A 2,248-nucleotide genomic window follows, 5' to 3' on the forward strand; every position below is an offset into this window, starting at 1 on the left:
GTGTGGGGGTTCTGGCGGTGGCGGGGGTTGTGACGATCACTGTGCTGGGGTCGCGGTCGGCGCGGACTCAGCGGAGGCCGGCACCGATCAGTCCGTCCTGCGCTTGAGGACGACGCCCATACCCATACCGGGCGCCCTGAAATCGCCGTGACCTGCACGTTCATCCACTTCCCGCGCCATTGTCAGTGGGCTGCGCTACGTTGCGGGGTAAGGGAAGAACGGCCACAGGGGTGGGTGGGCGAGACCATGAGTGACAGCGTTGCTACGACGACGGACCTCGACGTCAGGCTGGAGAAGCACCGCGTCGAGCTGACCGGTTACTGCTACCGCATGCTCGGCTCCTCCTTCGAGGCCGAGGACGCCGTACAGGACACGATGGTCCGCGCGTGGCGGAACTACGAGAAGTTCGAGGGCCGGTCCAGTCTCCGTTCGTGGCTGTACCGGATCGCCACGAACGTCTGCCTGGACATGCTGTCCGCCGGCAACAAGCGGGCGCGGCCCGTCGATCTCAGCGACTCCACCCCCCTCGCCCAGGCCGCGCTGTCGCCCCGCGCGGACAACACATGGCTGGAGCCGATGCCGGACGCGCGCGTGCTGCCGACCGTCGCAGACCCCGCGGAGGCGGCCGTGGCCAAGGAATCCGTACGGCTCGCGTTCATGGCCGCCCTCCAGCAACTCCCGCCCAAACAACGGGCGGTGCTGATCCTGCGCGAGGTGCTGGCCTGGCGGGCGAACGAGGTGGCCGAGCTGCTCGGCACCTCGGTCGCGTCGGTCAACAGCGCGTTGCAGCGGGCCCGGGCGACCCTCGCCGAGCGGGACGACAAGGCGGCCGACGCCGCCGTCTCCGACCCGCTCGACGAGGAGCAGCGCAAGCTTCTTGAGCGGTATGTCGCGGCCTTCGAGGGCTACGACATGGCCGCGCTCACCGCGCTGCTGCACGAGGACGCCATCATGACGATGCCGCCGTTCGACCTGTGGCTGACCGGCCACGACGACATCACGGGCTTCATGACGACGATCGGTTCCGCCTGCGAGGGCTCACGCCTGATCCCGGTGCAGGTGAACGGTCTGCCGGGCTTCGCCCAGTACAAGCCGGACCCCGAGGCGGGTGGGTACGCGCCCTGGGCGGTCCAGATCCTGGAGATCTCAGACGGCGGGCTCACCGGGTTCCACTTCTTCCTGGACACCAAGCGCTGGTTCCCGCTGTTCGACCTGCCCCTCCATCTCGAAGCGGAGTCCGACGAGGTCGAGGAGGGCGCGTAGTCCGGGGCCGGGGTCACGGAGCCTGATCCGCCCACCGGCCCGGCGGGCGGTCAGCGCGAGGCGGGCCAGGAGATCGACGGTACCGAGCCCTGGCGGCCCTGGTCCCACGATCTCGACCAGGACCACGCCGGCACCGGCCGTCGCCTCCAGCAGTGCCCGTACCTCGGCGCACAGCCCCGCCACCTCGTCACGGGTGACGGGGCGGGCCGGCACGAGTACAGCGGGTGTCTTGGCGTCCACGATCGGTAGACCGGGTGGGCGGTCGTAACTCATCGGGGGCGACCGCCTAGGTTTGCTGTATGCCCCACGGATCAGCCCCGCCCTGGATACCCGACGCCCTGCCGCGCGCCGACGTCGCCGCCGAGGGGGTGCCGTGCAGGGGGTTCTGACCGGGTTCGCGGTCATCGGTGTGGTCATCGCGGTCGGCTATCTGATCGGCCTGCGCGGTTCCCTCGGCGAACACGGGCGGGACGTCCTGACCAAGCTGGCCTTCAACGTCGCGTCCCCGGCGCTGCTGTTCACGACCCTCGCGCGGGCCGACCTGTCGGTGATCTTCTCCAGCGGGCTGCTCGTGACCATGCTGAGCACGGCGGCGGTGGCGGGGCTGTTCGTGGCGGTCGGCGTCGTACGGGGCTGGGGTGTCGGCCGTACGACGATCGGGGCGCTCTCTTCGAGTTACGTCAACTCCGGCAACCTCGGTATCCCGATCTCGGTGTACGTCCTGGGCAATGCCTCGCTCGTGGCGCCGGTGATGTTGTTCCAGCTCGTGGTGGTGAGCCCGCTCGCGTTGACGATCCTCGACCTGTCGGGGGCGGGTGAGAAGGGGCCGTTGTGGCTACGGCTGCTCACGCCGCTGCGGAATCCGATCGCGGTGGGGTCGCTTGCGGGGGTCGCGGTTGCGGGGATCGGGGTTCATGTCCCGGGCCCGGTGATGGATCCGCTCACCCTGATCGGCAACATGGCTGTGCCGGCGGTGCTGATCGGG

Annotated in this window: 3 protein-coding genes; 2 read left to right on the forward strand and 1 reads right to left on the reverse strand. The window is 69.6% G+C overall.

The window, feature by feature from the left end; all coding sequences use genetic code 11:
• Positions 1-246: 246 nt before the first annotated feature.
• Positions 247-1,263 (forward strand): sigma-70 family RNA polymerase sigma factor, encoded by a 1,017-nt coding sequence (locus AC31A1_RS50385; RefSeq protein WP_489659746.1) that lies wholly within the window; start codon positions 247-249, stop codon positions 1,261-1,263.
• Here the strand turns inward: AC31A1_RS50385 and AC31A1_RS50390 are convergent.
• The gene (locus tag AC31A1_RS50390; RefSeq protein ID WP_393761850.1) at positions 1,147-1,536 is read right to left on the reverse strand and encodes a hypothetical protein; all 390 of its coding nucleotides are present in this window, start codon (positions 1,534-1,536) and stop codon (positions 1,147-1,149) included. The two genes, AC31A1_RS50385 and AC31A1_RS50390, sit on opposite strands and share 117 nt — an antisense overlap.
• Before the next feature lie 100 nt (positions 1,537-1,636).
• Here AC31A1_RS50390 and AC31A1_RS50395 point away from each other — a divergent pair.
• On the forward strand, positions 1,637-2,248 hold a 612-nt coding region (locus tag AC31A1_RS50395), incomplete at its 3' end, for an AEC family transporter (protein WP_489659747.1).

The sequence above is a fragment of the Streptomyces sp. P5F9 genome, from assembly GCF_057961495.1.

Bases quoted from the DNA above. Each gene is read 5' to 3' on its own strand.
- AC31A1_RS50385 (WP_489659746.1), top strand. From the start codon at position 247: ATGAGTGACAGCGTTGCTACGACGACGGACCTCGACGTCAGGCTGGAG.
- AC31A1_RS50390 (WP_393761850.1), bottom strand. From the start codon at position 1,536: ATGAGTTACGACCGCCCACCCGGTCTACCGATCGTGGACGCCAAGACA.